The organism is Flavobacterium sp. (assembly GCF_036515215.1).
In the GTDB taxonomy this organism is placed as follows: domain Bacteria; phylum Bacteroidota; class Bacteroidia; order Flavobacteriales; family Flavobacteriaceae; genus Flavobacterium.
In genome coordinates this window covers 1-2,905 of sequence record NZ_DATBVQ010000090.1, presented here as the reverse complement: position 1 = coordinate 2,905, position 2,905 = coordinate 1, and the positions used below count along the sequence as shown (strand labels likewise).

The following is a 2,905-nucleotide window of genomic DNA, read 5'->3' as shown; positions in this document are numbered from 1 at the left end:
ATAATTTGGGACCTGCATTTCAAGCGGCAAATATTAAAACGAAAATTGTAGTTTATGATCATAATTGCAACAAACCGGAATATCCTCTAACCATTCTAAATGATCCAAAAGCGTTGCCCTATGTGGCGGGTTCGGCATTTCATCTATATGAAGGGGACATCAGCGCCTTGTCAACAGTTCACGATGCATATCCCAATAAAGATGTTTATTTTACGGAACAATATACCGGTTCCGAAGGCAGCTTTGGATCGGATTTAAAATGGATGGTAAAAAATGTTGTTATAGGTTCGATGCGCAACTGGAGCAAAAATGCGCTATCCTGGGGTTTAGCCAACGACGAGTTTTACAAGCCGTATACTCCTGGGGGCTGCAGCACCTGTAAAGGAGCCTTAATAATTGATAAAAACGGAACGATCAAAAGAGAAGTTGGATATTACATTATTGGTCACGCTTCTAAATTTGTTCCCGAAGGTTCGGTACGAATTGGGAGCAACATAAGCGGAAACTTACATAACGTAGCGTTTAAAACTCCAACCGGCAAAACAGTTCTGCTTGTCGAAAATGATGGGGAAACAACAGAAACTTTTAACATTAAACACAACCAAAAACAAGTTACGACCTCATTAAATGGGGGTTCGGTAGCGACTTACGTTTGGTAATAAAAAAACATAAAAAGACATGAAAAAAGCACTAACAGGAATGCTTATGTTGGCATCATTTTTTGCGCTGGCTCAACAAAAAAACAAGGCGAAATCTATTATGTATTCGGCCAAAAATAAAAGCGTTGTCGTTTACACCACAGCGGAAAACACTAATTTGAGATTATCCAAAACGGACACCCTGGTATTCAAAACTGCCGTACAACCACTCGAAACACAAAGCTGTGTTTTTGTAAATCCAAACAAAAAGTTTCAGTCCTTTCTGGGAATCGGTGGCGCTATTACAGATGCCAGTGCAGAGGTTTTTTCGAAATTGTCCGAAAAAAACCGAAAAGAATTGATAACGGCATATTATAATGCTGATAAAGGAATTGGATATACATTGGCAAGAACCAATATACACAGCTGTGATTTTGGCAGCGAGTCATACACTTATATAGAAGAAGGCGATAAAGACTTGAAAACTTTCAGCATCGAACATGATTTGAAAGATAGAATTCCAATGATTAAAAAAGCTATTGACGAAGCGGGGGGTAAATTGACCCTTTATGCAAGTCCATGGAGCCCGCCTGCATTCATGAAAACCACTAATAATATGCTTAGAGGAGGCAAATTGAAGCCTGAATTTTATCAATCTTGGGCAAATTATTACACTAAATTTATTGCAGCGTACCAGAAAGAGGGCATTCCTGTTTGGGGGATTACCGTTCAGAATGAGCCAATGGCAAATCAAACATGGGAATCGTGTATTTATACCGCCGAAGAGGAGCGTGATTTTTTGAAAAAATATTTAGGGCCAACGATGCAAAAGGCGGGTTTCGGTTCGAAAAAAATTACCGTTTGGGATCACAATCGTGATTTAATGGCACAACGGGCATCCGTGATTTTTGATGACCCTGAAGCCAGCAAATACGCTTGGGGAATAGGATTTCATTGGTATGAAAGCTGGAGCGGCGGAGAACAAATGTTTGATAATGTAGGTAAAATCCATGAGATGTATCCCGATAAAAACATACTTTTTACAGAAGGTTGTGTCGAAAAGTTTGATGCTGCAAAATACCAATATTGGCCGAATGGCGAAAAATATGGCGAGTCGATGATTAACGATTTCAATAATGGAACGGTAGGCTGGACTGACTGGAATATACTTTTGGATCAAAACGGAGGTCCAAACCATGTTGGAAACTTTTGTTTCGCTCCAGTCCATGCAGATGTAACTAAAGACGAACTGATTTATACTCCATCCTATTACTACATTGGTCATTTTTCGAAATTTATTCGTCCGGAAGCCAGAAGAATAAGCAGTGTTGCAAGCAGAAGTAATTTGTTGACAACTTCGTTTGCAAACAAAAAAGGGGGGATCGTAACTGTTGTGATGAACAAAACCGATGAAGAAGTTGCCTATGGTTTATTCGTCGGAAATCAAATGACCGAAATAAAAATTCTCCCGCATTCGATTCAAACATTAGTATACTAACCCTTAACAGGGCCCACTAATTTATATGGTAACAATGGATTAATCCGAATTAATAAAGCCACAATTATCGGCATTACTTTTTGCTGTGTGCTATCAGTTTGTTTTGGATAGTTTACAATAGTTCAATAGAAGTAAAATGACTTCAAAATAAAATATCATAATGAAAAAAATAGCAATAACAGTCCTTTTATTTAGCTCCATTTCGGTCTTTTCACAACAAAAAACGATTGATCAAAAGGTGGATGCTTTGCTGAAACAAATGACAATCGAAGAAAAAATCGGCCAGCTCAACCAATACAATAGTGATCTGGTAGCTACAGGGCCAATTACCATAGACAATAACAAAGAAGAAGAAATAAAGGGAGGTTTAGTGGGCTCGATGCTCAATGTCATGGGTACTTTACACACCAGACAATACCAAGAATTGGCGATGCAATCCCGACTTAAAATCCCGTTGCTGTTTGGTCAAGACGTTATTCATAGTTACAAGACTACGTTCCCAATCCCACTCGCCGAAGCCGCAAGTTGGGATTTGAAAGCAATGGGACAATCCGCTAGGATTGCCGCAACGGAAGCTGCTGCATCAGGAATTCATTGGACATTTGCTCCTATGGTTGATATTGCCCGTGATCCAAGATGGGGAAGGGTAATGGAAGGCGCGGGCGAAGATACTTTTTTGGGGTCAAAAATTGCTTACGCAAGAGTAAAAGGTTTTCAGGGAGATAAGTTGGGCGATTTGAATTCGGTTATGGCTTGCGCTAAACATTTT

3 protein-coding genes are annotated in these 2,905 nt (G+C 39.5%); all 3 read left to right on the top strand.

All coding sequences use genetic code 11. The annotated features are described in order from the left end of the window. Positions 1-659, top strand: a 659-nt coding sequence (locus VIH09_RS06395) for a glycoside hydrolase family 30 protein (protein WP_331579051.1), incomplete at its 5' end; no start/stop codon positions are given. A 19-nt stretch (positions 660-678) separates the two neighbouring features. Further along, a complete protein-coding gene (locus VIH09_RS06390; RefSeq protein ID WP_331579049.1) occupies positions 679-2,136 on the top strand; it encodes a glycoside hydrolase family 30 protein in 1,458 nt (485 codons plus the stop codon). Positions 2,137-2,296: 160 nt separating this feature from the next. Next, the coding region (locus tag VIH09_RS06385; RefSeq protein ID WP_331579047.1) for a glycoside hydrolase family 3 N-terminal domain-containing protein at positions 2,297-2,905 on the top strand (609 nt) is incomplete at its 3' end.